We start from the raw sequence: 25,724 nt of genomic DNA, 5'->3' as shown, positions 1-25,724 counted from the left end.
CGGGATATTGGAATTATCTAAACCTATTCTTGAGCATCGCCAATTTAGCGGCAAGGTCTCCTTCTGCCTGAGGCTCCTCCCTTCTTTTCTTTTCTCCTCCGGGCTTGGGTTTTCCTCTTTCGGCAAAAGGATCTGATTTCATACTCAATCCGATCCGCTTTCTTGGTATATCAACCTCCATTACGGTTACTTCCACTTTTTGGTTGACAGTCACAACTTCAGCAGGGTCATTGACAAATCGGTCTGCCAAATGGCTCAGGTGAACCAATCCATCCTGATGTACACCAATATCCACAAAAGCCCCAAACTTGGTAATGTTGGTAATGATTCCCGGTAACTTCATCCCTACTTTCAGGTCTGAAATTTCGTTGACCCCTTCCTGGAAATTGAACACTTCAAAAGTTTCCCTCGGATCTCTTCCAGGCTTGGAAAGCTCCTCCATGATGTCCTGCAAAGTAGGTAAACCCACTGTTTCTGAAACATAATTCTTGAGGATAATTTTTGACCTCAATTCTTCAGAACTCACCAGATCTGTAACTTTGGCTCCAATGTCTTTCGCCATTTTTTCAACCAGTTCGTAACGCTCCGGATGAACAGCAGAAGCATCCAATGGATTTTTGGCATTGCGGATGCGTAAAAATCCCGCTGCCTGTTCAAAAGCCTTATCTCCTAATCTTGGCACTTTTTTAATATCATTTCTGCTCTTGAAAGGACCGTTCTCATTCCTGAAGCTAACGATATTCTGGGCAAGAACAGGTCCCAAACCGGAAACATAGGTCAAGAGTTGTTTGGAAGCTGTATTCACCTCTACTCCTACTCCATTCACACAACTCATAACGGTGTCGTCCAAGGAGTTCTTTAAAGCAGACTGATCCACATCATGCTGGTACTGTCCCACTCCAATGGATTTAGGATCAATTTTCACCAGTTCGGCCAATGGATCCATCAACCTTCTTCCGATCGAAACTGCTCCTCTCACTGTAAGATCATAATCCGGAAATTCCTCTCTTGCTACTTCAGAAGCAGAATAGATAGATGCCCCACTTTCATTGACCATGGTCACGATTATATGCTTGGGCAATCCCAATGATTTCACAAAAGCCTCTGTCTCCCTGCTCGCGGTTCCATTGCCTATGGCTATGGCTTCCACCTGATGCTTTTCAACCAAATGCTTGATAGTCGCACCAGCTTCTGAGGTTTTCCGCTGAGGTTCATTCGGGAAGATGGTATCATAGCTCAACAATTGACCTTGTGGGCCAAGACAAACGGTTTTACAACCTGTTCGGAAACCCGGGTCAATGGCCAAAACAGATTTTTCACCCAAAGGTGCTGCCAATAAAAGCTGTCTCAAATTTTCCGCAAAAACCTTGATGGCCTCTTCATCAGCCTTCTTCTTGGTAAAAAGCCTGACTTCTGTTTCCATGGAAGGTTTCAAAAGTCTCTTATAGCAGTCTTTGATCGCTAGCCTGACTTGTTCCACAGCTGCATTGGATGCGTTTTCCAGTACCATTTTATCCATCAATGCCAAAGCAGAAAATTCATCCGGTGAAGAATCCAACATCAAGAACAACTCTTTTTCCCCCCTTCTCATCGCCAGCACCCTATGGGAAGGAGCCGTTTTTATAGGTTCTTTCCAATCGAAGTAATCTTTGTATTTGATGGCCTCCTCATCTTTACCCGGAATTACTTTAGACACGAACTCCCCTTCTTCTATAAAGAGATCCCTCATTTTTTTCCTCAATTCCACATTCTCATTGATCCACTCAGCAATGATGTCGCGGGCGCCCTGTAAGGCTTCCTCTATGGAATTCACCTCTTTTTCCGCATCAATATATTTTTCAGCTTCTTCATTTAGATCGAAGGAGCCTTGTTCAAAAATCTTGACTGCCAAAGGCTCCAAACCTTTTTCTTTAGCAACGGTCGCTTTTGTTCTTCTTTTGGGCTTGTAAGGCAGATACAAATCCTCCAATACCGACATGGTTTCGGCTGCATATATTTTTTCCTCCAATTCAGGGGTAAGTTTACCCTGTTCCTGAATGGATTTCAGGATTGCCTCTCTCCTTTTGTCAAGTTCCCGCAGTTGCTGGATGCGGTCTCTTATTGCGGCCACCTGCACCTCATCCAAACTACCGGTAACTTCTTTCCGGTAGCGGGAAATGAAGGGCACTGTAGCCCCCTCATCCAATAATTCAATGGTATCTGTAACCTGCTTGACCTTAATATTTAACTCCTGGGCAACTTTAACAAAATGTTGGATATTCATAAATTCCTCTGTTTTTTCAAATAATGGCGCAAAGTAAGAAGACCAAAGAGTCTCTCAAAAAAATGGCTTTTCAAATTCTACGACAGACAAGTAAAAACCTGAATACTAGGGTATTTGATTTAGCCTCTGCTTGATAACCATCAGGCAGAGGCTAAATGATTAAAAATCAAAATCTTTGTAATTGGACAAAAATGCAGCACCAAATACCATAAAGACTACAATATAAAGCCCAATGATTATGGCAAACCACAAAAGTGTAGCTTTTGCCCAATTTTGCTTATTGGGATTGACAGCACCTCCTCCAAATCCCCAAACAAATAACATGACAAAACCGACAATTGGAATGGCAGCAATTAAAATGGTAATCATCCAATCTTTAATACTCATTACGGGAATAGTTGAATTTTCCATACATAGTGATTGTTTTAGGTTAGCAATGAAACAAAAATATAATTTACCGAAAAAACCTAAATAAAGAAATTTTATTCCTGATGAAAGGGAATTAAACAAAAATAAAGTTATAACATTTCCCTAAATACCCAATCATTCCAAAGTTCATGCTAAAAGGTAAAATAGGTAACCAACCACTAACATCAACCCCAGTATTTGGATTCCATCATTAACTACCCTTCCCGCTGATTACCGGCAACAAAAGATGCGTCAGGGACCTTAATCCAACGCGAACAGTAATGAAATTCAACATTACTGCCTGAATCCCTACTGAAATCTGAATTGTCCTTTAAAAAAACTATATATCAAAATTTTTTGAAGATTTTTTCTCTAATTAACTAAACTAAAAATTAATTACCCAACCTGAAAATCATACCTCCAGTGAAACCAAACTGGATGACAGAAGACCAACCGTTAAGCCCGACCTGTGTACCTCCTCCAGGACTCCACCATAAGTTGGCCCCCACATTTGAAATAGGCATCATCAAATTCGCTTGAAGTCTAATTCCTACATTATCTGAGAGAAAATATTTCATACCGCCATTGATACCAACAGCAAAGCGACTGATGTCCCTGTATTCATTATTTGGAAACGAAAGAATTCCAGCACCAATCTTTAGACCAGAGAAAAATGCCATTTGTGAAGATACTGGAAAAAGCCTATTGCCCCCTATCATAGCATAATGAGCGTTAGTTCTGGCCCTAACATCACCCTGAATAGCGGTTGACCGGGCAGTACTTGTACCGCTTTGGAAACTGTAAAGTGTTTCTATTTCAAAAAAATCATTTAGCTGAAAACCAATCATTCCCCCAAAAGTCTGGCCTCCACCCAAAGTCGCCCTTCCTCCAAGAATGGGAAACCCGTGATTAAAAGTATATCCAGTAAAGGGTGTTATTTCTATGGTTTGGGCGTTGATTTCAAAAATCAAACACAAATACATTAAGGCCAAGGCTATTAATTTTTTCATAGAATTATATTTTTTATGAAAGGTAGTCATTAAAATTTTTATATTAAACAATTGTTTTACAACAAATTTAAACAATCAATTCATTTTTCCCTCCAAATTTATCAGATCAGGTCAATCAAAATGGGGCTACACTTGGAATTTGCTCAAATTCAAAGAATGATTGCAAATTTCTAAATATCAACTGCTGCTATTTTACCTCTGACATTCTACCCTTTTTCAGCCTTTCCCTTGCCTCTTTCTTTAATTCTAGTATCTTTTGTCACAAGAAATGAAACAGTCATTTTTTAAATTGCACAAAAATTGAATGTAGCACATGATCGATTGGAAAAAAGAACTGAAAAGCTGGGGCATTATGCTGGCAGTTTTTGCTTTTCTATATTTTACAGGATTGATAACTCCCATTATGGGTGGCGTACAATCCTTGTTGCTTGCCACAGGTATTAAAAAACCAAAAATCACACTTGTTGATAAATCCAATACCCAATTTGACTATCAAGGTGCATTCCTTGACATGGAGGGCAACCGGGTGATATTGGAAGAATACCGAGGAAAAACAGTATTCATCAACCTTTGGGCAACCTGGTGCCCTCCCTGTAGGGCTGAAATGCCACATATCGAATCCTTGTATAAAAAAGTCAGTGGGCAGGAAAACCTGGAGTTCCTTATGATCGCCCTGGACAAAGAATTTGAAAAGAGTAAAGATTTTATCGATAAAAAAGGATTTACTTTCCCTGTGGTGCATGCCAGTTACGGACTGAATGATGCCTTACAAAGCCAATCCATTCCTACCACTCTGGTCATTGACCCTAATGGTGAAATCGTATTTTATCAGGAGGGAATGAGTAATTTTGACACACAAGAATTCCGTGATTTTCTCATCAATCAAAAATAACCAACATTTCTCCTAAGAATTTAAAAATAATTTTCCCTTTTTTTAACTGCCATGTTCAAGTCATAAATGCAACGCCTAATTTTTTCATTAGACATTCGATAGGACTAAGATAATTAAACTTTCTTATTGGCCTGTTATTGATTTTGGTTTCTATATTTTGGATCTGTTCCCGAGAGATTTGATTGAGGTCAGTACCCTTTGGCAGGAAAGCCCTGATAAGTCCGATTCTGTTTTCCACTGTTCCTTTATCCTGTGAAGTGTATGGTCTTGTAAAGAATGTTGGGATATTGAATTTATCTCTGATTTTATAATGGTTTGCGAATGCCATATCATTATCGAAAGTGATTGATTTGAAGAACGAAGCACCAATTCTCTGTATTCTCTTTGCTATTTTCTGTTCAATGATATCTGCATTTTTACCATCAAGTTTCTCTATGGTAGTAACCAAGGTTGCCCTGTCCACCAGTACCAAAAGAGCTGATTTGTGGTTTTTCCCCATCATAAGGTCTACTTCAATATCTCCTATCCTTTGTCTTTTTTCAACTACAGGAGGCCTTTGGTCAATTGGAACTCTCTCCCTGATAATTCCTCTGGTATGCCTGTAATTACCTCTCTTACGCTTTCTTTTACCATGCCGGAGATTCTTGTAAAGCTCCCTGTCCCTTCGGTATCTCCAATGGCTACTTTTTTTGGCAGTAAATATCCAGTTGTAGAGTGTCTCATGACAAACCCCTTCTTTACCTTGTTTCTTCCAGGTGACCGATATTAGCTCTGGGCTCAATTTGTCAACAACAAGGAATTTGCGGGCCTCTTCTTTAAGGGACTCGGTAAATTTGATTCGCTTTCTCTTGAGTCTATGTCTTTCGTCTGTACGGTTCTGGGCAACTGCAGCCTTATATTCACCGCTATAACGGCCCCTCTTGCCGGTATTTCTTTGAAGTTCTCTGGATACAGTACTTTTGTTGACACCGATAATCGCAGCGATTTTGGTCTGGGAAGTTCCGTTTCTAAATAAAGCCTCTATTTGGTACCTTTGTTCCTGGCTGAGATGTTTAAATTTATTCATGACAACACTAAATTAATATTTTCAGCCTAAGGGAAGGAACCTAGGTTCCTTCCCTTAAACCCTTAGTGTTGCATTTATGACTTGAATATAGGACTATTCACTTTTTTTGCCGTTATGATGATTATGTTCCTTTATAAACTAATATTTTATGAGAAAAACCTTTATTATTTCCTTTTTGATTTTGGTAATTAGCTCCACTTCCTTTTCCCAGGAAATGCAAAAAACCACCATTTTTGATTATTCCGAAGATAAACATGAGTTTTCAATAGACATCTCACCAGTACTGTTAGGGAATTTCCCCAGCAGCTTGTTATACCGAAACAATTATGTGAGCAAAAAAGGAAAAAATGCAGCATTTAGGCTCGGGGCAAACTTTTCTGGGACCTTCACCTCTCAAAAAAATGAGGAAAATCCACAAAGTACAGTTGACCTAAATAGTCATCAAGTCAACTTTTTAATAGGAAAAGAATGGCAAAAAACCATAAAAAACAGAATATTGGCTTATTACGGAATGGACCTCAACCTTGGATATGGAAGAAGTTCAACAGGGGGAAATTTCATTAACCTTCCTGAAACCAGTTTCAGCACTACCAACACCACTTACAGTATCAGTGCCATTGGATTTGTAGGTATGAAATATCATCTATCCAGACATTTTTCAATTTCGGCAGAATCAGGATTAAATGCAGGATTTAACAACAGCAAATCCTCAAATAAAACTGAAAATCCAAATTTTTCTGAAAACATCAGAAGAAGTAGTTTGTTCGTTGACATGTTGCCTCTTCGTGCCATCCGGTTTGCTTTTCATTTTTAAGTCAAAAAGAGCAGATTTTAATCCCATTATTTTACATACAATAAAAAAAGTGTTGCTTTTTAATCGGTAAATTGGCAAAATACTCACTACCTAATTACCGACCTATGAAGTCAACTATTTTTTTATCACTTTATCTATTCTGCGCTTTTTGTGTGCATAAAACGCTAGCTCAAAGCTTACTTTGGTACGAAAAGCCTGCAAGCATTTGGGAAGAAGCCCTTCCTATAGGCAATGGCAGATCAGGAGCCATGGTCTTTGGGCAAACATCAAAAGAGCGGATCCAGCTCAACGAAGATTCCCTCTGGCCGGGTGGACCTGATGACTGGGGACCGGCAGAAGGAAAACCGGAGGACCTGGAGTTCATCCGGCAGCTACTCTTGCAAGGAGAAAATAAAAAAGCAGATTCTTTATTGGTAGCCAAATTTTCAAGAAAAAGTATCACCCGCTCCCATCAGACTTTGGGTGACCTTTGGTTAGATCTGGGACATGAAGCGGTCAGTGATTACAGACGGGAACTGGATCTGGATCGGGCTTTGGTAACCGTAAGCTATAAAGTGGAAGGCCATGATTTTTCCCAAAAAGTATTCACCACCACACCGGATCAGGCCATTGTGATCCATCTTCAATCCAATCACCCAAATGGAATCAATGGAAAAATCAGGTTGAACAGACCGGAAGATGATGGCCATCCTACCGTAACAGTAAAGGCCACCTCCAATCAAACTTTACTAATGGATGGGGAAGTTACCCAGAGAAAAGGGCAAATTGACTCCAAACCCAGCCCCATCCTCCATGGTGTCAAGTTCCAGACTATGGTATGGATTGAAAATTCAGGGGGTAAAACCAAGGCCAAAGCTGATCACATCGAAATAGAAGGTGCTGAAGCTCTTCTTATCAAATTGGTCACCAATACTTCCTACTACCATCCAAATTTCCAAAAGAAAAATGAAGAACAACTTCAAAACATCAAAGCCAAAACCATTGAAGAACTCCAACAAAGGCATATCACAGATTATCAATCCCTTTTCCATAGGGTGAAATTTTCTTTGGAAGATCCCAGCCCTTATGACATCCCAACTGATCAAAGAATTGCAGGGGTCAAAGGAGGAAAAACTGATCTTTATCTGGAATCCTTGCTTTTTGACTTTGGAAGGTATTTATTGATTTCATCTTCCAGACCTGGAACCTTACCCTCCAACTTGCAGGGAATCTGGAACAGGCATATCGAAGCGCCCTGGAATGCGGATTACCACCTGAACATCAACCTTCAGATGAATTACTGGCCAGCTGAGGTCACCAATTTATCAGAGCTTCATGAGCCATTCTTTGATTATATGGACCAACTGATCATCAGTGGCAGAAAAACCGCCCGGGAAACTTATGGTATGCGGGGAGCTGCCTTGGCCCACGGCTCTGATCTTTGGCACATGACTTTTCTTCAGGCAGCCCAGGCCTATTGGGGTTCATGGTTGGGTGCTGGAGGTTGGATGATGCAACACTTTTGGGAGCGATACCAGTTTACTCAGGATAAAAAGTTCTTACAACAAAGATTCTTGCCTGCCATGGAAGAAATTGCAGCTTTTTATCTGGATTGGTTAATCCCTTATCCAGGAGATGGCAAGTGGGTTTCTTCCCCATCCACCTCACCAGAAAACAGTTTTATCAATGCAAAAGGGGAATCCGCTGCTTCCACCATGGGGGCAGCGATGGACCAACAGATTATCGCTGAGGTTTTTGACAATTTTATGCAGGCAAGTAAAATTTTGGGCTACCAATCCCCTATACTTGAAGAAGTGAAGACTAAAAGACAAAACTTAAGGTCAGGTTTAAGAATTGGAAGCGATGGAAGGTTATTAGAGTGGGATCAAGAATATGAAGAACCTGAAAAAGACCACAGACATATGTCCCATTTATATGCTTTTCATCCTGGAAATGCCATTACAAAAAATAAAACGCCTGATTTATTTGATGCCGTCAGAAAAACATTAGACTACCGACTGGCACATGGAGGCGCAGGAACCGGTTGGTCCAGGGCTTGGCTTATCAATTTTTCTGCCAGGCTACAGGATGGGGAAATGGCCCATGAACATATCCAAAAACTCATTCAACAATCCCTGTACCCCAATTTATTTGATGCCCATCCTCCCTTTCAAATTGATGGGAATTTCGGTTATACCGCAGGAATTGCTGAGATGCTCTTACAAAGTCATGATGGTTCTATTCACCTTTTGCCTGCACTTCCCAAGGAATGGCAGAAGGGTAAAATAACCGGGCTTAAAGCGAGAGGAAATTTCATTATCGATATGGAATGGAAGGAAGGCCAATTAATTACCGCACGTATTTCAGCGCCTATCGGGGGAAAAGCGTTTGTAAAATATAAAGGGAACCTTTTAGAGGTTGAATTGAATAAAGGGGAAACATTTGACTTTTCACTACAATAAAAAACAATGAATCAGGTGATTGTTATAGGCGCTGGCTTTTCGGGAATTGCCGCAGCCAAAAAGCTATTTGAAGCCAATATCCCATTTATTGTTCTGGAAGCCAGGGAAAGGCTTGGGGGAAGGGTTTTTACCAAGCAACTTAATCAGGACCTTTATCTTGATTTTGGAGGGCAATGGATCGGCCCGAGCCATGACCGCATGTATGCACTCTGTGAAGAATTTGGAATCGAGTATTTTGAAACTTACGATGAGGGTTTCAACCTCCTTGATTTGGACCAAAAAGTCAAAAAGTTCAAAGGATTGATCCCCAAAATGGACATACTCTCCTTGCTCAATCTGGATTATGTACTCAAAAAACTGGAAAGAATGGCCAAAAGCATTCCATTGGATAGCCCTTGGAACCATCCTAAAGCAATGGAATTTGACAGCATCACACTTGGGGCTTTTGTCACATCAAATTGTAAAACCTTTGCCTGCCGGAAAGTAATCACCTTGGCACTTGAAACTGTTTTTGCTTCCGAACTGAATGAAATTTCCTTACTTCACGGTCTTTTCTACATCAAATCCGGGAGAGACCTTAACACCCTGATCAATATCAAAAACGGCGCACAGCTTCACAGGATAGTAGGCGGTATGCAGACCATCATTGAGAAAATGGCAATTCCATTTAAGGAAAGGATTTACTTCAACCACCCTGTTGAAAAAATCACAAAAGAAAAGGACGATTACCTGGTGACCGGCAGGGATTTTTCTTTTACTGCTAAAAGGATCATTATAGCCATTCCTCCACCCCTTGCAGCAAAAATTGAATTCCAGCCCATGTTATCAGTCGAAAAAAGACAGGTCATGGACCGGATTGCCATGGGACAAGTGGGCAAATGTTTTATGATTTATCAAAGACCTTTTTGGAGAGATTCTGGATTTAGCGGACAGGCATTCGCAGACGGTCACTCTCCTTTTCAATCCATGTTTGACACCTCTCCCAAAGATGGTAAATACGGGATCATTCTGGGTTTTACAATTGGAAAAAGGGCCCGGGAATACTTCCAAAAAAGTAAGGAGGAAAGGAAAAAACTGATGTTGGATAAACTTGTTTGCTATTATGGCAGGGATGCAGCCCATCCAATAAGCTATGAAGATTTCACCATGACGGATGAGGCCTGGAGTCGGGGTTGCTATGCGGGGCTTTACCCTACGGGAGCATGGACCGGTTTTCAGGATGCCTATTCCAAAACTGAAGGGAATATTTATTGGGCAGGTACAGAAGCTTCAAAAATATGGTTCGGGTACATAGAAGGTGCTGTCAGGTCAGGAGAACAGGCCGCTGAAAACATAATTCTAAACCTGAGCGAAGGAGCTCATAAAAAATGAAAAAACTAGCTTTCGCTTTATTGATCATACTCCTATTATGGACCATTTGGGCCAATACGGGAAACTTAAAGGGCTTACCAGAGGTAGAGGCCCATATCAGCCATGTGGAGAACCTCAGCCCACCCTTGACAGACAGCATTCGGGGAAATGTGGTCGGCATACAACCTTATATGGAAGAGACTGATTATTTATCTGAAGAAAGGTTTTTTCAAAAAATGGAATACTATTTTGAAAAAGCCAAAGAGGCAGGATTTTTCAAAAAAAACACCATTGTATTGCTCCCTGAGTACCTCGGAACCTGGTTGGTTATTTTGGAAGAAAAACCTTCAGTGGCAAAGAGTACTACCCTGACTTGGGCAATGGCTCAACTGGTTTTGACCAATCCATTTGAATTTATCAAACACTATCCTTTGTCAAAAAATGAAGGGGACAGAATAGCCTCCACCCTCTTCAGAATGAAGTCAAATCAAATGGCAAAAGCCTACGAAAAATGCTTTTTAACACTGTCTAAAAAATACCAGGTGTTTATAAATGCGGGTTCTATTAATTTACCGGATCCACAGATAGTTGACAATCAAATTGTTGTAAAAAAAGAAGCCGCACTTTATAACAGCTCCTTTCTTTTTGGTCCTGATGGCAGTATTTTTCCCCAAGTCATCAAAAAGGCATTTCCCATCGAGTCGGAAAAGCCATTTATCACTGCATCTACTCCGTCTGGCATTCCAAGTTTTGATCTTCCAATGGCCAAAGTGGCCATTTTGGTCTGTGCAGACTCATGGTATCCGGAGGCTTATGAAGCTATCGAAGGGGTGGATTTGGTTTTGGTCAATTCCTATTGTGCCATTGATGGTGCGATGGATGTTCCCTGGGCGGGCTATAATGGTGCCCCCGCTCCAAATGATGTGGATTTGAGTGATATCGGGAAAATATCCGAAAAGGAAGCCTGGAAAAAATATGCCCTCCCTGGAAGAATTGGAAAATCAGGAGCTAAAAATGGCGCCAATGTATTCCTGAGAGGGCATTTGTGGGATTTAGGTACTGATGGACAACCCTTCTTTATCCGAAATGGAGAACTAATTCATTTACATGCTGCTGAAAAAGCCGGTATTTGGAATATGGATTTCTAAAATACGTATCCAAAACCAATCCCTACCCAAAGCGGCCAGAAACCATTATGGTTAAAGATTGGATTGAGGTTGGCTTTAAATGTAAATCCACCATCCACGGGAATCCTTCTTTATCCAAAATTCAAAGTTCCGATAAAGGCCGGGGTATCTCCAGAATTCAGAATAAAATCGAAATCTTAATGTACCCTGGGCTCTCCATTGTTCCAGTCATTGAGACGTTCCCTATAATAAATGAATGTCGTACCTCCACCCAGTTCCAAGAAATGTTTCAGTTTACCAAATAACTTGTTGACTTGTAAAGGAATGGTCAGCAGGCCCTCTGACAGCTATTGCTTTCAGAGGTTACTGATCTTGGATAATTGTGGATTATTTAGCAGGAAGGACTTTACTGGATACTTCTCCGAATCCTACTCTTATTCCATCTTTTTCTGCAAATCCTTTCATAATGACGGTATCCCCATCTTCAATAAATTTCCTTTCTCCCCCTTCTTCCAATTGTACCGGTTTGGTACCTTTCCAAGCAAGTTCCAGCATGGAACCGTAACTGTCCTCAGTAGGACCTGAAATGGTACCCGATGCCATCATGTCCCCAACATTGATATTGCAGCCGTTGACCGTATGGTGTGCCAGTTGCTGCGCAATGTTCCAATACATGTATTTAAAATTCGATTTACATACCTTGGTGGCTTTCATGCCTTCGGGTTGAATATATACTTCCAACTGTATATCAAAAGCGTGGTCCTTTTTACATTGCAAATAGGGCAAAACCTCCGGGTCCTGCTTTGGACCTGCCACTCTAAAAGGTTCTAAAGCCTCTAATGTCACTACCCATGGAGAGATGCTGGAAGCAAAATTTTTCCCTAAAAAAGGACCTAATGGCACATATTCCCAAGCCTGAATGTCTCTCGCTGACCAGTCATTGAAAAGTACCATACCAAAAATGTAATCTTCTGCGTCTTCCGTACTGATACTGTCTCCCATCTTAGTAGGGCCACCGGTAATAAATGCCATCTCCAATTCAAAATCCAACCTTCTAGTAGGTCCAAACTCGGGTTTTTCCATATTGGCGTCTTTAAACTGTCCTTTAGGCCTATAAAAAGGAACTCCGGAAGGAATAATCGAAGACGATCTTCCATGATAGCCTACTGGAAGATGTTTCCAGTTCGGAAGCAGCGCATTTTCCGGATCACGGAACATCATACCCACATTGGTGGCATGTTCCATACTGCTGTAAAAGTCAGTATAATCCCCCACCTTAACCGGCATCAACATCTGTGCCTCGTTGCGGTTCACCATGGCCTTCCCACGGCAAGTATGCTCACGGAGATGTTCATTGTCCTCTTTCAACAAGTTTTGGACAATTTCTCTGACTTTTCTGGTAACTGGTTTACCCAGTGCGATAAAATCATTCAGAGCATCTCTTACAAAGATGTCATTGGGCAATTGAGAAAGTTCAGAAAAAAAGCCCTCCTCATGCAATACTGAAAGATCTACGATCTTATCTCCAATGGCGATCCCAATTCTGGGAGAAAGCCTCTTATTTTGAAAAATACCAAAAGGCAAATTGTAAATGGTGAAATCTGAATCTTTGGCTACCTGTACCCAGGAGGTCAGGGGTGTTATATTTGGGCTACTCATCTGCAAAAGTTTTTTTGACCCTGCAAAGGTAGAGTTTTCAGGTAGAAGATAAAAACCTGAAAGAAGTGGCAAAGGCTTCATTGAGAATTCAATCAACCCTTGTAATCTATACTTCCCTTATGGGAATCATTTACCCAATCCCGATGGAAGAGAAATTTAATTTTAATAATTTATAAAAAACAAAATAAAATTAAGGCAAACTTATTTTGTTCAGTCATCGAATCAGCCTTGCTAAAAATTGCAAAAACAACTTATATTCAGTAACTTACATAACTATAAAACTTTAATTTTCACAATTTTAACTCATGCACTATGGGAGTATTAAAAGTTATCGAAGTATTAGCAAATTCCAACAAAGGTTGGGAAGATGCAGCAAGAAATGCGGTTGCTCATGCCTCCAAAACAGTTAAACATATCAGATCTGTCTATGTCCAGGAACAAAGTGCAACTGTTACCAATGGAGAAATCAGTCAATACAGGGTCAATGTGAAAATCACTTTTGAAATCGAAGAATGAGTGAAAACCGGTATCCTTTTATTCCAATACTTAAAGGATACCGGTTTTTTTTAAGACAAGTTCACTAGGAATTCCTTTTTTTGGACATACAATGTCATTCCCAAAAGCCTCCATTCCAGGTTTCCCCTTACTTTATAGGATTCTTCAAAGCCTGGATTATCTTCCAATTTCAAAAAATCCAAAGTCTGCCAATGGAACCCCAATTGAAAACCCTGAAGGTCGATATACTGAGGATCAACATGATATGTTCTCTGACCTTCTTCGGGTAAGCAGGTGAAATAGGTTAAAATGATACTTTGTATGAGATTACTATCCAGAAGGGCCTTCTCAAAATTAGCTTTGGGGCATTCAATCAACTGCCCTTGACTTGCCCCCCTCATGACAATTTCTATTTGTTGATTTAATTTTTCTTTTTGTGGGGAAATGGCATGAATAGAAATTATACCCACAAAGATTGCCGCAAACCAACCAAATCTACTTTTTACAAAGCCAAGCCAATCAAAAAAGAGTATGACTAGGCCTATGCCCAATGCTAGATTCAACAGAAACCAAAGTAAATGCAACATAGGGGATTTGTTTAAAAACTAAATATATAAAATTTTTCTCTGTTTTTGAAAAATGGATTATTGAATAAGATATGTGGTTTGCTTTTGTTTCTATAGTGGTTCCAAACCATTTTTATCTTAATTTTGCGGCTTGAGTTTTAAAAAACCTCTTCTTACAATGTCATTAGCTACCAAATACAATCCTGAAGCCGCTGAGGCCAAGTGGTACCAGTACTGGATGGAGCACAAATTTTTCTCCTCCCATGTTGATCATAGCAAAGAACCTTATACTATCGTCATTCCGCCACCCAATGTGACAGGAGTGCTCCATATGGGGCATATGCTCAACAATACCATTCAGGATGTTTTGGTCAGAAAAGCAAGAATGGAGGGCAAAAATGCCTGCTGGGTACCCGGTACGGACCACGCTTCCATTGCTACAGAAGCCAAAGTTGTCGCCATGCTGAAAGAAAGAGGCATTGACAAAAAATCCCTTAGCAGAGAAGAGTTCCTTAAATATGCCTGGGAATGGAAGGAGAAATACGGGGGTATTATCCTTGAGCAATTGAAGAAACTGGGGGCTTCCTGTGACTGGGACCGCACCAAATTCACCATGGATCCAGACCTCAGTGATGCAGTAATTTCTGTTTTCGTTGATCTTTATAATAAAGGGAAAATCTATCGAGGTGTCAGGATGGTCAATTGGGACCCTCAGGGTAAAACCGCCCTATCGGACGATGAGGTGATTATGAAGGAAATCCAGTCCAAGCTGTATTACATCAAATACAGAATCGAAGGCTCTGAGGATTTCTTGACCATCGCTACCACACGCCCCGAAACGATCATGGCAGATGTCGCTATCTGTATCAATCCAAACGACCCAAGATTTTCCCACCTAAAGGGCAAAAAAGCTATTATTCCCCTGATCAACAGGGCCATCCCTATCATTGAGGATGAGTACGTGGACATGGAGTTTGGTACAGGTTGCCTGAAAGTAACCCCTGCCCACGACATCAATGACTATGAACTGGGCATCAAACACAAATTGGAAGTCATCGATATTTTGAATGATGATGGTACTTTGAATGAAAAGGCGCAGATTCTGGTCGGAGAAGACAGGTTTATTGCCAGAAAGAAAATCGGCAAATTACTGGAAGAAGCCAGTCAGCTTGATAAAATCGAGGATTATAAATCGAATGTAGGCCATTCTGAAAGAACTGATGCGGTCATTGAGCCCAAACTTTCGCTTCAATGGTTCCTGAAAATGGAAGAAATCACCAAACCAGCCCTGAAAGCGGTTATGGATGACGTAATTCAGCTCCATCCTCCAAAATTCAAAAACATGTACAGGGTATGGATGGAGAATGTCAGGGATTGGTGTATTTCCCGTCAGCTTTGGTGGGGGCATCAGATTCCGGCTTTCTACCTGCCCAATGGGGAATTTGTCGTGGCCAAAACCAAGGAAGAGGCCCTTTCCTTAGCCAATGAAAAATTCCACACTTCTTACAAGCTTGAAGACCTCAGACAAGACGAAGACGTGCTGGACACATGGTTCTCCTCCTGGTTGTGGCCAATCTCAGTTTTTGACACAGATGTCTTCACCACAGGCAAACCCAATGAAGACCTGAAATACTACTACCCTACCAATGACCTGGTCACCGCCCCTGAAATCCTTTTCTTCTGGGTGGCCAGAATGATCATTGCAGGTTACGAATACCTGGGTGACAAACCTTTCAAAAATGTGTACCTGACCGGTATCGTAAGGGACAAACTGGGCAGAAAAATGTCCAAGTCTTTGGGCAACTCTCCGGATCCGTTGGATCTGATCGCCAATTATGGCGCGGACGGAGTGCGAACAGGCATGCTCTTTTCCTCTCCTGCCGGTAATGACCTGCCATTTGACGAAAAGTTGGTGGAACAGGGCAGGAACTTTGCCAATAAAATCTGGAATGCTTTCCGATTGGTGAAAGGCTGGGAAATCGACGAAACAGCTTCTGGAGCTGAAAATGTAGCCGCCATTCATTGGTTTGAAAACCGGTTCAACGAGGCATTGACAGAAATTGAAGACCATTTCAGCAAATTCAGGATTTCAGATGCCCTGATGACGACGTACAAACTGGTTTGGGATGATTTCTGCTCCTGGTACCTGGAAATGATCAAACCAGCCTACCAGCAGCCAATCGATAGGGCTACGTATGACAAGACCATTCTATTCTTTGAGGATATCCTGAAAATCCTACATCCCTTTATGCCATTCCTTACGGAGGAACTTTGGCATCAGATCAAAGAAAGAACAGTTTCTGAAGCATTGATCGTTGCAGCCTGGCCAAAAGCAAAAGCTTTCGATGCCAAACCAATTGCAGAAGCAGCTCAGATTTTCGAAGTGGTATCCCAGATCCGAAATATCCGTTCTTCCAAAGGAATTTCCCCAAAAGAAGCCTTCGCTTTGACAGTAAACACCAAGCAGCCTGAACTTTACAGCAGTTTCGAGTCAGTATTGAGGAAACTGGCCAACCTTTCGGAACTGGCTTTTGGGAAAAAGGTGGACAATGCAGTGAGCTTTGTTGTGAAGGCTGATGAATGCTTTATCCCGCTTGGCGAACAGATTGACGTGGAAAAAGAAAAAGAAAACCTGCTTAGGGAACTGGAATATACCAAAGGCTTCCTGAATTCTGTGGTGAAGAAACTCAGCAATGAGCGTTTCGTGACAGGGGCACCGGCAGCCGTGGTAGAAAACGAGAAGAAAAAGCAGGCAGATGCAGAGGCCAAGATCAAAACCTTGGAAGAGGCTTTGGCCAAATTTGGGTAATTGACAGTCTTAATAACATCAAAAATCCGAAGCCTAACCGCTTCAGATTTTTTGTTCTAAAAAAAATTTTTTTTTCAGTAAATATTTATTGTTTTTCAATAAATATTTACCGATGTTTGAGCAAATTCTAATCATAAATACCATGAATCTCAAAAATGAATGGAATGAAAAATGGGTAACCCAGCCTGGATTAATGCTGATTACCATAGTGATTTGGTCCATATTTATCGGGCTTTGCATCAAAGCAGGGGCTTTGATGTTTACTACCATTTACAGTTTCTTTAAACCTATCGTAGCCCAGGACCTTTATGAAGGCCTGAACTTGTATGGCTTGAGAAACCAGGAAATTGGGTATTACATCGGCTTGGTATCTTTATTGGTAGTCATAGCTTGCCTAAAAGCCTATATTTTTTATTTGATGATCAGAATATTTCTCACCATCAACCTCAATCATCCATTCAGTAAAAAAGTATCCAACCTGATTTCAGAAATTGCTTCTTTCGCCATCCAAACGGGCATTTTGATTATTTTCACATCAGCATCTTTGAAATGGCTGATCAAACGTGGTTTTGAAATCCCCTCTTTGGGAGGTTTTACGGGTGGTGCCTTTGAGTACCTGCTCATGGGCGCCCTGATTTATGCCATTGCCCGGGTCTTTAAGAGAGGGGTAGAAATCCAATCCGAAAATGAATTAACAATCTAAGCCATGCCTATCATAGTCAATTTGGATGTGATGATGGCCAAGCGGAAAATGTCCCTCAACGAGCTTTCCGAAAAAGTGGACATCACCCTATCCAATCTTTCGATATTAAAGACAGGGAAAGCCAAAGCTGTCCGGTTCAGCACCTTGGAAGCCATCTGCAAGGCTTTGGATTGTCAGCCGGGAGATATTCTGGAATTTGTGGATGAGTAATTGCATAAGAAAAAAGGCTGGTCAATGAACCAGCTTTTTGTTTTTATCAAGCTTTGCTATACCATTTTCAACTTTTGGCTTGTTTTTTCCTTACCAACTTGATTACCACCATCGTTAAAATGGCTAGTACTCCAAGTGGCCAAAGCCTGACCAATGCGAGCAATAACCAGATAAACATGTCCCAGCCTCCTTGGAAAGATTTGACCAACCTGCTGAAAAAAGATGGTTTTTCAGCTTTGCTTTGATCCTTAACCTGATAAAAATGTAAATTGATGGTACTATAACTGATATCGTTTTGCAGGGTTCTTAACCTGGCCTCATACCCTTCTATTTCATTTCGGAGATCATTTAAATTTCTCTCTATCTCCAGCATATCTTTGATTTGGGTGGCCTTGCTCAACAACTCCCTGTATCGGTTTTCCAGGGCTTTTTTGCTTTCAATTGTGGCTTTCAAATCCCTGAAATTCCTTGTCACATCGTCAGTATTGGAGGACCTATTGGTGGTTTTCTTTCCTATGGATGAAAGTGTATCCATCAAGTCTTCAAAATGGGCAACAGGAACCTTGATACTCAGTTGATAGGTACTTGAAAAATCATTATTGCTAAAATTCTCCGAATCCACATAGGCCTTGAAATGGGGAAGAATTTTACGCACTTTTTGGTTGTCGTCTTCCAAATGAACAGATTCAAATTCCAAATTCCCTCTTTTAACCAGCAGCCTTTGGATTTCTGTAGCAGGTTGAAGTTCTTCTACCGGAAACTTTGCAGGTTGTTCACTTGGAGGAACATCCAAGACCTCCTCAAACCTCTCTCCCGTTTCCACTATTTGAAAATCAGAATTCCCTGTATTCTGACAGGCCCCTATGATAAATAAAAATAAGGACGGTTGAAAAATTAAAAGAAGCTGTTTCATTTTGTGTTATTTCATCTGAAAAATAACATTATTCTCATTAAAAAACCATAATGATTCCGCTTTAGCTTTTCTGACAGATTCAAATTTTAAAGCCACTTTTATAAAAAACGCAAGTTAATCTTGGCGGCAATTCCAAAAAAATACTATCCAAGGATAAATCAATTAATGATTTTCTAACCCTTGATCACAGACAATGGCCTCAGCCTCGCCACCTTTTTGGCAATTCCTGCCTGATGGACCACTTCGATCACTTCATCGATATCCTTGTAAGCTATCGGAGCCTCTTCACTCACGCCAGAACGGGACCCTGCCCGCACAAAAATATTCCTTTCAGCCAGTTCTTTTTCGAGTTCATGGATATTGACTGCCTTTTGAGCTGCCCTGCAGGACATCCGCCTGCCTGCCCCATGACAGGTTGAACCAAAGGATTCCTCCATGGCATGTTCTGTCCCTGCCATCACATAGGAAGCCGTGCCCATACTCCCCGGGATAATGACGGGCTGACCGGTATCTTTGTAGCAATCTGTCACCTCGGGATGTCCAGGCCCAAAAGAACGGGTAGAACCTTTGCGGTGGACGATCAGCTTTTTCTTTTTTCCATCCACTATGTGGTCTTCCACCTTCGCAATATTATGGGCAACATCATACAGGACATCCAAGCGGGTATCTTTGCCTTTGAAAAAATCTTTCCAAGCATTCCGGATCTCCCAGGTGATCACCTGTCTGTTGCACCAGGCATAATTGGCAGCAGCTGCCATGGCCCTAAAATAGTCCTGTCCTTCCGGCGAATTAAATGGCACACAAGCCAACTCCCTATCCTGAACCGAAATACCATACTTCCCCATGGAAGCAATCATCACTTTCATATAATCGGAAGCGACCTGATGGCCCAGACCTCTGGATCCCGTATGGATCAATACCGTCAACTGCCCCTCCTTTAAACCAAATATCCGGGCTACTTCATGATCGAAAACTTTATCCACATAGGAAACCTCCACGAAATGGTTTCCGGAACCAATCGTCCCCAATTGGTCAATTCCCCGATTTTTGGCATATTCTGAAACACATCCGGGATCTGCATTATCCAACCTTCCCCAAGACTCAATCTTGTCAATATCTTCCTCAAGCGCATAGCCATTTTTCAAAGCCCATTGCACACCATGGGTAAGTACCTTGTCCAGCTCCTTTTCGCTCAATGGGATATTCCCTCCCTTTCCGACACCTGAAGGAATCCGGGAAAAGAGTGCTTTGGCCAATTCTTCTCCCCTACCTTTCAGGTCATTTTTTGTCAACTTTGAAGTCAAAAGTCTCACCCCACAATTGATATCATAACCGATACCCCCGGGGGATATTCCACCATTCGGCCAAGAAGTGGCAGCAATTCCCCCAATTGGAAAACCATATCCTTCATGCACATCCGGCATGACGATAGAAGCCTTGGTAATCCCGGGCAACATGGCCACATTGGTCAGTTGCTCCAATGATTTATCCCCTCCTATCTCTTCCAAAATCTTCCTGGAAGCGTACACCTGTGCCGGCACCTTCATCCCCTTCTTGACATGGGGAGGAAGTTCCCATAGATAGTCACTCTTTTTTATCAATTGGTTTTTTAGTTCCATATTCTAAATATCCAGAACAATAAGTGTTTCAAGCATACCTGATTTATTTTTCTCCACCTGGGCTTCATGGTAAGTCACCGCTTTGATGTCTTCATCAAATGCTTCTACCCTCTTCCCCAGGATTTTTGCCCTCACCTCCTTTTCTCCAATATGCTGAAATTGCACATCAAAAAACACAGATTTACGGGTATGGGAATGCAGGAGTACCTCATTCAGAAATTCCACCAATAGCGTGGTCATGTCCAAAGAAACCAAAGAAATCTCTACCATTTCATTTGCCTGTGGAGGATTTTCAAAGACCTCGGCCTTCAAAATCCTCCCAATTTCCTCCACACCTATCCTGAAGAGTTCTTCTTCAGAACTCTCTTGGATTTTCATCCTGACATCTGCCGTATGGGACAAATATTCCAGTGACTTCATGTGGCGCATTTCTCTTTTTTCTCGAAACTTTAAGTTAGCAAAAATCTTAATCTATTGCTTGAACTTTCCCTTTCAATAAAATTTTAACCGCTCCAAAAATATCCGAAACTACTGTCGTCCGAGAACTGATACAAGATAAAAAATAAAATCCTAGAATAGTACAAAAATCAAAGATGGGCAGCTCTTTTGGAACTTACCCATCTTTTTTATATTGTTGTTTCGACCAAGAACCAACAATATGTCTCAAGTTAAGCATAAATTTTTGTCTGGGCATCCTATCATCGCCCAACTTCTTTCTCTTATTCCCAAAGAGCTATTCAATCAGGTCGTTGAGGAAGAAAACTCGGATAGGTACTACAAGAAACTTAAAACAAGTGATCACTTTATCTGTATTTTTTATGCCGTGTTGACCAGAAACAGCAGTCTAAGAGAGGTATGCAAAAACATCGGCCTGATCATTACCAAGCTTATTCCTTTTGGAATGAAGCAGCTGCCTGCAAGGAGTACTCTTTCTGATGCAAACCGTAAGCGCAGTTATCGTGTTTTTGAGCAACTGTACAAAGGGCTGTATTCATACTATAGGGCATCTTTGGTAGGAAATTGGCTTGATATCGGTGGAGAGGTCGACCCCAGCCGTGTTGAGGTTTTTGATTCCTCAACGGTCACGCTGTTCAAGGAAATCCTCAAAGGGGCCGGACGCAATCCCCTGAACGGAAAGAAAAAAGGAGGTGCCAAGATTTTTGCTAAAATGAATCTGGCAGAAGGCGTTCCCAATTTTATATGTATCCGTTCTGCGGCCACAAATGAAAATATGTTTTTAAAAGTGATGGATCTGCCTGAGCATGGGATAGCTGTTTTCGACAAGGGATATAACCGCTATTCCTGCTTTGAAAAATGGGACAGTTCAAACAGATATTTTGTGACCAGAAAAAAAGACAATGCAAGATATGAAGTGGTCAGTGAGTTTGACTGTACGCATGCTATTGATATCATCAAGGACCAGATTATCTCACTGAGCTACAGGGAGAAGGGAGTTTCTCGGACAGTTGAGGCCAGACTGGTGGTTTATGCTGACCCTGAAAGCGGTGAAACGCTGGAATTTATCACCAATCTTAAGGGATTGGATGCATTGACCATAGCTCTTCTGTATAAGAACAGGTGGGTTATCGAAGTGCTTTTCAAGCAGATAAAGCAGAATTTTGAGCTCAGAAATTTTTTGTCGGACAGCGAGAACGGGATCAAAATCCAGATTTGGATGGCATTAATACTCAACCTGCTGTTTACAGTTCTACATAAGCGGATAAAAGAGGCTGAAGACTTCTCGACCATGGTCATGGTAGCAGCAAAAAATCTTTGCTCCTACGTCAGTCTTGAAAAGTTCTTACTTTTTCCTGAAGCTTACTTTAAAAGTATATTTCAAAAAGACCTTCAAAATATGCAAACCCAATTATTCCTCTCAGGATAGGGGGTACTTTTTGAAATCAAAAAAAAAGTCCTCTAACATCATTCTAGAGGACTTTATTCTAATTTTCGTAATTTAGTCGGACGACAGTAATCCGAAACAAGGATTCTTGATTTAAGTTATAAATTGCATTGTTATAAACCCATAAACTCAAAACACAATGAAAAAACAAGTTTTATTATTTGCCGGTATTTTATTTGTATTCCTTTTCGGAATCCAGGTTGAATCTATGGCCCAATTACAGGCCCCTGCGGCAAGCCCTGCAGCCTTTGTTTCACAGAATGTAGGATTCACCAAAATCAGCATTGACTATTCTTCCCCCGCTGTCAAGGGCAGAAAAATTTTCGGTGAGATCGAAAAATATGGGGTGACCTGGAGGGCAGGAGCCAACGCTGCCACAATGATCGAGTTCAGTACGCCGGTGAGCGTGGGTGGAAAAAACCTGAGAGCCGGAAAATATTCCATCTTTATGACCCCTGAAGCTTCTGGAGAATGGACTGTAAGATTGAATGCCAAAGGCAATTCCGTTTTCAGCTACATGAAAGATGGCAAAATCGACGAAGAAGCTTTGGCAAAAGATGATGCAGTAGCCATTAAAGTTAAGGCAGAAAAACTTCCAACAGTTCAGGAAAGATTACAGTACAGCATCTCCGCTGAGAACAACAAAGTAGCCAAAGTAACCATGACTTGGGAAAATGTTAGTGTTTCCTTCATGGTAGACACGCAAGTGGACCAAAAAATGGAAGCTTTCAAAGCAGCATTTTAATAAATTATTTGTTTAATGACAGGAATAAAGGTGATGGTTGACCATCACCTTTATTTTTTTCCCTAAATTTAAATTCACCCTTTTTTATCCCATGACCAAAATTCAGATTTCAACTTCCCTCCAGATCAACAAAACACCCATTGAAGTATTTGAGGGGATCATTGACCCTGCCCATATGACCCAATACTTTATCTCCAAAAGTTCAGGGAAAATGGAAGCAGGCAAAATACTGGATTGGGAGTTTCCCGAATTCCCGGGCAGTTTCCCGGTCAGAATCTTGTCTGTAAAGCCTTTTGAATCCATCACTTTTGAATGGGATGGAGACAGTCAGCCACTGACCGTGGATATTAACCTTGAAGAAAGAAATGAAGGAAACAGCACCTTGGTCAAGGTGGAAGAAAAAGAAATGGAGGCGAATGAGGAAGGGTTGAATTGGTTGAAAAACAATACTGCCGGTTGGGCCAATTTTCTGGCCTGCCTAAAGGCCTATTTGGAATATGGCATCAACCTAAGGAAAGGTGCTTTTGACTTTATGGTTCCATAAGAGAAACAACTAAAACAAAAATACCACCCCACTATGAAAAACCTTAAAATCGAAATCAAATGGGCGCTGATCTTTGTGCTCATGCAGCTTTCCTGGATGGTCATGGAGAAGCTCACAGGATTACATGATGTGCATATTGACAAACATGCCATCGTTACCAATGGGGTAGCTATTCTGGCCTTTCTGATCTATGCACTGGCGCTCTTGGACAAAAGGAAAAATTTCTACCATGGAAAGATGAGCTATCTGCAGGGATTTGTCGCGGGAATTTGGATTTCGCTATTTGTCACCCTGCTAACACCCATCACCCAATACCTTACTTCCTATTGGATCAGTCCGGAATATTTTGACAATATGATCGCCTATACTGTTGGCCAAGGAAGTATGAGTCAGGAGGAAGCCGAAGCTTTCTTTAATTTCAACAGTTACCTGATGCAAAGCACCCTTTTTGCCCCGGTGGCTGGAGTTATCACAAGTGCTATTGTGGCTATCTTCACCAAGAAGTCTTAGAAAGGTGAAAATGAGGAAGAATGAGTGAGGAATGAGGAATGAAGAACAAAGAGCCAGGGCAAAAGTAAAAAGAGCCAAGTGGGATGTACTTTGTTCTTCCCTGAATAGCGTTGACCGTTTGGTTCAACATTCATTAAATATTTCCATCGGGCAATCATGAGCCAGAGGTTCTTCTCTTGGGCAAACTTCGAAGGGGCTCGATGCCCCTAAGAAGTTTTTTCTTCCTTCGGTATAAACAATCACCGTCGGTCTTTCTTGGGCTTTTAAATTTAGTATATTTTTATAAAATCCCATGGGGGTGTATTTCATTTTAAATCCCCTGTGTAGTCTTATGCTGTTGTAGTTGGCTACAGCTTTCGCCACTTTTCTTTTCAGGTCGCTGAAATCTTTGATTATCCACCTTTTGAGGTATTCATTTTTTATGATTCCATTGATTCGTTCTGCGTAGGGGTTTTCCCATGCGATATTTCCCATACTGATATGGATATTGTTTTTGTTGAGCAAGGAGGTGTATTCTTTACTACTGTACTGGGAACCTTTATCTGAGTGGTGGATCAGGCCCCAAGGCTGGTATCTCAAAGTACTGAGGGCCATTTTCATAGCTTTGATATTACCTTCTGTGCGCAAGTTGTCGTTGACCGAATATCCCACGATGATCCTGGTATAAACATCAATAATGAAGACCAAATAATAGAATTCACCATTGAGGTAAAAGTAAGTGATATCGGTTTGGATGACCTGAAAAGGTCTGTTTATGGCCATACCTTCGATAAGGTTTGGATAAGAATAAAGGCCTGCGTAAGTGGTTTTCTGGTAGTTTTTTATTTTTTTGATACCATATCCCATTTCCATGAAAATTTCACAGAATTGATCCCTTCCCATGAATTCGGGTTTCAATGTATAATACATTTTTTCGACCCCACATCCTGGATGGTCTTCCCTGAGCTCATCGGCCAGGATTACCAGTTGGGCAATTTCAAGATCGAATGCTTGCTGCCTTTTTTTGGCTTGTTGAACGGCCTGCTTGGTTACTCCAACAGTCCGATAAAGTTCATTGAGCGAATGGTTTATCATACTTTTGTTGGATTGGAACCACCAGAGTGTGGGGTTTTGGAGTTTTTTTTAATATCGATTGAGTAAGTTTCTTTGGCCAAATCAATCATTTTTTCCAAATAATCAATCATGATCTGTTTTTGGCCAACGGTACGCTCGAGATCTTTGACCTTTTCTTCGAGTTCTTTGAGCCTATTGGTTTGACTGTCTTTCATCTCAATTATCCTGATATTTTTTTCATTATAGGTCGAATACTTATAAATCCAATGATAAATAACTGAGTTCACAATTCCATAATGTCGCTCCATTTGCTGAACTGTCATGATTCCTTTCTCAAAATCATCAACCAACTTACGTTTAAATTCCTCTGAAAATCTACGCTGAGAATTAATCCTTTTTCCTGTTTTTAACATCTTTTTTCTCGGTTAAAAACGGTCAACCTATTTCAGGGAAGGACACTTGTAGGTTTGATTAGATCAGTTCCAGATCAAAAAAGCCATTTACCACTTTAGTTCGCAATGAATTAAAAAAATGTTTAAAGAATTGGAGAGTTCTGGCAAGGTGAATTATCCTGCCTCATGCAAAATTCGACTAAAATAACTCTAAGAAAATAAACAAAAACCA

24 protein-coding genes are annotated in these 25,724 nt (G+C 41.1%); 13 read left to right on the top strand and 11 right to left on the bottom strand.

Annotated elements, in window-relative coordinates:
• Positions 1-13: 13 nt before the first annotated feature.
• The 3 genes from BC751_RS11890 to BC751_RS11880 all read right to left on the bottom strand — a co-directional run bounded on the left by BC751_RS11890 (position 14) and on the right by BC751_RS11880 (position 3,681).
• Complete coding sequence (locus BC751_RS11890; protein WP_130275721.1) at positions 14-2,263, bottom strand: Tex family protein; 2,250 nt, start codon at positions 2,261-2,263, stop codon at positions 14-16.
• Positions 2,264-2,422: 159 nt separating this feature from the next.
• Complete coding sequence (locus BC751_RS11885; RefSeq protein WP_242617455.1) at positions 2,423-2,650, bottom strand: hypothetical protein; 228 nt, start codon at positions 2,648-2,650, stop codon at positions 2,423-2,425.
• Positions 2,651-3,063: 413 nt separating this feature from the next.
• Positions 3,064-3,681 carry an outer membrane beta-barrel protein gene (locus BC751_RS11880; RefSeq protein ID WP_130275719.1) on the bottom strand — a complete coding sequence of 206 codons (618 nt, stop codon included), beginning with the start codon at positions 3,679-3,681 and terminating at the stop codon, positions 3,064-3,066.
• A 313-nt stretch (positions 3,682-3,994) separates the two neighbouring features.
• On the opposite strand from BC751_RS11880, the gene BC751_RS11875 reads away from it, so the two are divergent.
• Positions 3,995-4,573, top strand: coding sequence for a TlpA family protein disulfide reductase (locus BC751_RS11875; protein ID WP_130275718.1), 579 nt, complete (start codon positions 3,995-3,997; stop codon positions 4,571-4,573).
• Between the two features lie 55 nt (positions 4,574-4,628).
• On the opposite strand, the gene BC751_RS11870 is transcribed toward BC751_RS11875, so the two are convergent.
• A complete protein-coding gene (locus BC751_RS11870) occupies positions 4,629-5,639 on the bottom strand; it encodes an IS30 family transposase (protein WP_130273814.1) in 1,011 nt (336 codons plus the stop codon).
• A 148-nt stretch (positions 5,640-5,787) separates the two neighbouring features.
• On the opposite strand from BC751_RS11870, the gene BC751_RS11865 reads away from it, so the two are divergent.
• From BC751_RS11865 to BC751_RS11850, 4 genes are all read left to right on the top strand, one after another.
• The gene (locus BC751_RS11865) at positions 5,788-6,453 is read left to right on the top strand and encodes a hypothetical protein (RefSeq protein ID WP_130275717.1); all 666 of its coding nucleotides are present in this window, start codon (positions 5,788-5,790) and stop codon (positions 6,451-6,453) included.
• A 104-nt stretch (positions 6,454-6,557) separates the two neighbouring features.
• On the top strand, positions 6,558-8,894 hold the full coding sequence (locus BC751_RS11860) for a glycoside hydrolase family 95 protein (RefSeq protein ID WP_130275716.1): 2,337 nt from the start codon (positions 6,558-6,560) through the stop codon (positions 8,892-8,894).
• Positions 8,895-8,900: 6 nt separating this feature from the next.
• Complete coding sequence (locus BC751_RS11855) at positions 8,901-10,265, top strand: flavin monoamine oxidase family protein (RefSeq protein WP_130275715.1); 1,365 nt, start codon at positions 8,901-8,903, stop codon at positions 10,263-10,265.
• Positions 10,262-11,392, top strand: a complete 1,131-nt coding sequence (locus BC751_RS11850) for a nitrilase-related carbon-nitrogen hydrolase (protein ID WP_130275714.1) — start codon at positions 10,262-10,264, stop codon at positions 11,390-11,392. Before BC751_RS11855 ends, BC751_RS11850 begins: the two co-directional genes overlap by 4 nt.
• Before the next feature lie 366 nt (positions 11,393-11,758).
• On the opposite strand, the gene fahA is transcribed toward BC751_RS11850, so the two are convergent.
• Positions 11,759-13,030: a fumarylacetoacetase gene (gene fahA / locus BC751_RS11840; RefSeq protein WP_242617454.1), complete on the bottom strand. Its 1,272-nt coding sequence runs from the start codon at positions 13,028-13,030 to the stop codon at positions 11,759-11,761.
• 312 nt (positions 13,031-13,342) lie between these two features.
• Between fahA and BC751_RS11835 the strand changes: the two genes are divergently transcribed.
• On the top strand, positions 13,343-13,546 hold the full coding sequence (locus BC751_RS11835; protein ID WP_130275713.1) for a dodecin family protein: 204 nt from the start codon (positions 13,343-13,345) through the stop codon (positions 13,544-13,546).
• A gap of 50 nt (positions 13,547-13,596) precedes the next feature.
• Here the strand turns inward: BC751_RS11835 and BC751_RS11830 are convergent, their stop codons facing one another.
• Positions 13,597-14,112 (bottom strand): hypothetical protein, encoded by a 516-nt coding sequence (locus BC751_RS11830; protein ID WP_130275712.1) that lies wholly within the window; start codon positions 14,110-14,112, stop codon positions 13,597-13,599.
• Between the two features lie 157 nt (positions 14,113-14,269).
• Between BC751_RS11830 and BC751_RS11825 the strand changes: the two genes are divergently transcribed.
• The 3 genes from BC751_RS11825 (at position 14,270) to BC751_RS11815 (ending at position 17,813) form a co-directional block, all read left to right on the top strand.
• Positions 14,270-16,900: a valine--tRNA ligase gene (locus BC751_RS11825; RefSeq protein ID WP_130275711.1), complete on the top strand. Its 2,631-nt coding sequence runs from the start codon at positions 14,270-14,272 to the stop codon at positions 16,898-16,900.
• 142 nt (positions 16,901-17,042) lie between these two features.
• Entirely contained in the window at positions 17,043-17,603 is a 561-nt protein-coding gene (locus BC751_RS11820; protein ID WP_130275710.1) for a DUF2975 domain-containing protein, read from the top strand.
• Positions 17,604-17,606: 3 nt separating this feature from the next.
• A complete protein-coding gene (locus BC751_RS11815; RefSeq protein WP_130275709.1) occupies positions 17,607-17,813 on the top strand; it encodes a helix-turn-helix domain-containing protein in 207 nt (68 codons plus the stop codon).
• 67 nt (positions 17,814-17,880) lie between these two features.
• Here the strand turns inward: BC751_RS11815 and BC751_RS11810 are convergent, their stop codons facing one another.
• The 3 genes from BC751_RS11810 to BC751_RS11800 all read right to left on the bottom strand — a co-directional run bounded on the left by BC751_RS11810 (position 17,881) and on the right by BC751_RS11800 (position 20,765).
• Complete coding sequence (locus BC751_RS11810) at positions 17,881-18,726, bottom strand: DUF4349 domain-containing protein (RefSeq protein WP_130275708.1); 846 nt, start codon at positions 18,724-18,726, stop codon at positions 17,881-17,883.
• A gap of 173 nt (positions 18,727-18,899) precedes the next feature.
• On the bottom strand, positions 18,900-20,345 hold the full coding sequence (locus BC751_RS11805; RefSeq protein ID WP_130275707.1) for an RtcB family protein: 1,446 nt from the start codon (positions 20,343-20,345) through the stop codon (positions 18,900-18,902).
• 3 nt (positions 20,346-20,348) lie between these two features.
• Positions 20,349-20,765 (bottom strand): archease, encoded by a 417-nt coding sequence (locus tag BC751_RS11800; RefSeq protein WP_165389830.1) that lies wholly within the window; start codon positions 20,763-20,765, stop codon positions 20,349-20,351.
• Positions 20,766-21,003: 238 nt separating this feature from the next.
• On the opposite strand from BC751_RS11800, the gene BC751_RS11795 reads away from it, so the two are divergent.
• From BC751_RS11795 to BC751_RS11780, 4 genes are all read left to right on the top strand, one after another.
• Entirely contained in the window at positions 21,004-22,230 is a 1,227-nt protein-coding gene (locus tag BC751_RS11795; RefSeq protein WP_130273777.1) for an IS4 family transposase, read from the top strand.
• 157 nt (positions 22,231-22,387) lie between these two features.
• Entirely contained in the window at positions 22,388-22,993 is a 606-nt protein-coding gene (locus BC751_RS11790; protein WP_130275705.1) for a DUF2911 domain-containing protein, read from the top strand.
• A gap of 91 nt (positions 22,994-23,084) precedes the next feature.
• The gene (locus BC751_RS11785; RefSeq protein ID WP_130275704.1) at positions 23,085-23,537 is read left to right on the top strand and encodes an SRPBCC domain-containing protein; all 453 of its coding nucleotides are present in this window, start codon (positions 23,085-23,087) and stop codon (positions 23,535-23,537) included.
• A gap of 33 nt (positions 23,538-23,570) precedes the next feature.
• Entirely contained in the window at positions 23,571-24,047 is a 477-nt protein-coding gene (locus tag BC751_RS11780; RefSeq protein ID WP_130275703.1) for a DUF4199 domain-containing protein, read from the top strand.
• Positions 24,048-24,170: 123 nt separating this feature from the next.
• On the opposite strand, the gene BC751_RS11775 is transcribed toward BC751_RS11780, so the two are convergent.
• Together BC751_RS11775 and BC751_RS11770 are read right to left on the bottom strand one after the other, a co-directional pair.
• Positions 24,171-25,121, bottom strand: coding sequence for an IS3 family transposase (locus BC751_RS11775; protein WP_242617320.1), 951 nt, complete (start codon positions 25,119-25,121; stop codon positions 24,171-24,173).
• Positions 25,118-25,513 carry a transposase gene (locus tag BC751_RS11770; protein ID WP_130273830.1) on the bottom strand — a complete coding sequence of 132 codons (396 nt, stop codon included), beginning with the start codon at positions 25,511-25,513 and terminating at the stop codon, positions 25,118-25,120. Before BC751_RS11770 ends, BC751_RS11775 begins: the two co-directional genes overlap by 4 nt.
• Between the last annotated feature and the right edge of the window lie 211 nt (positions 25,514-25,724).

It is taken from the genome of Cecembia calidifontis, assembly GCF_004216715.1.
GTDB lineage: Bacteria > Bacteroidota > Bacteroidia > Cytophagales > Cyclobacteriaceae > Cecembia_A > Cecembia_A calidifontis.
Note: the sequence above shows the minus strand (reverse complement) of the source record. Positions and strands in the feature narration are given on the sequence as shown.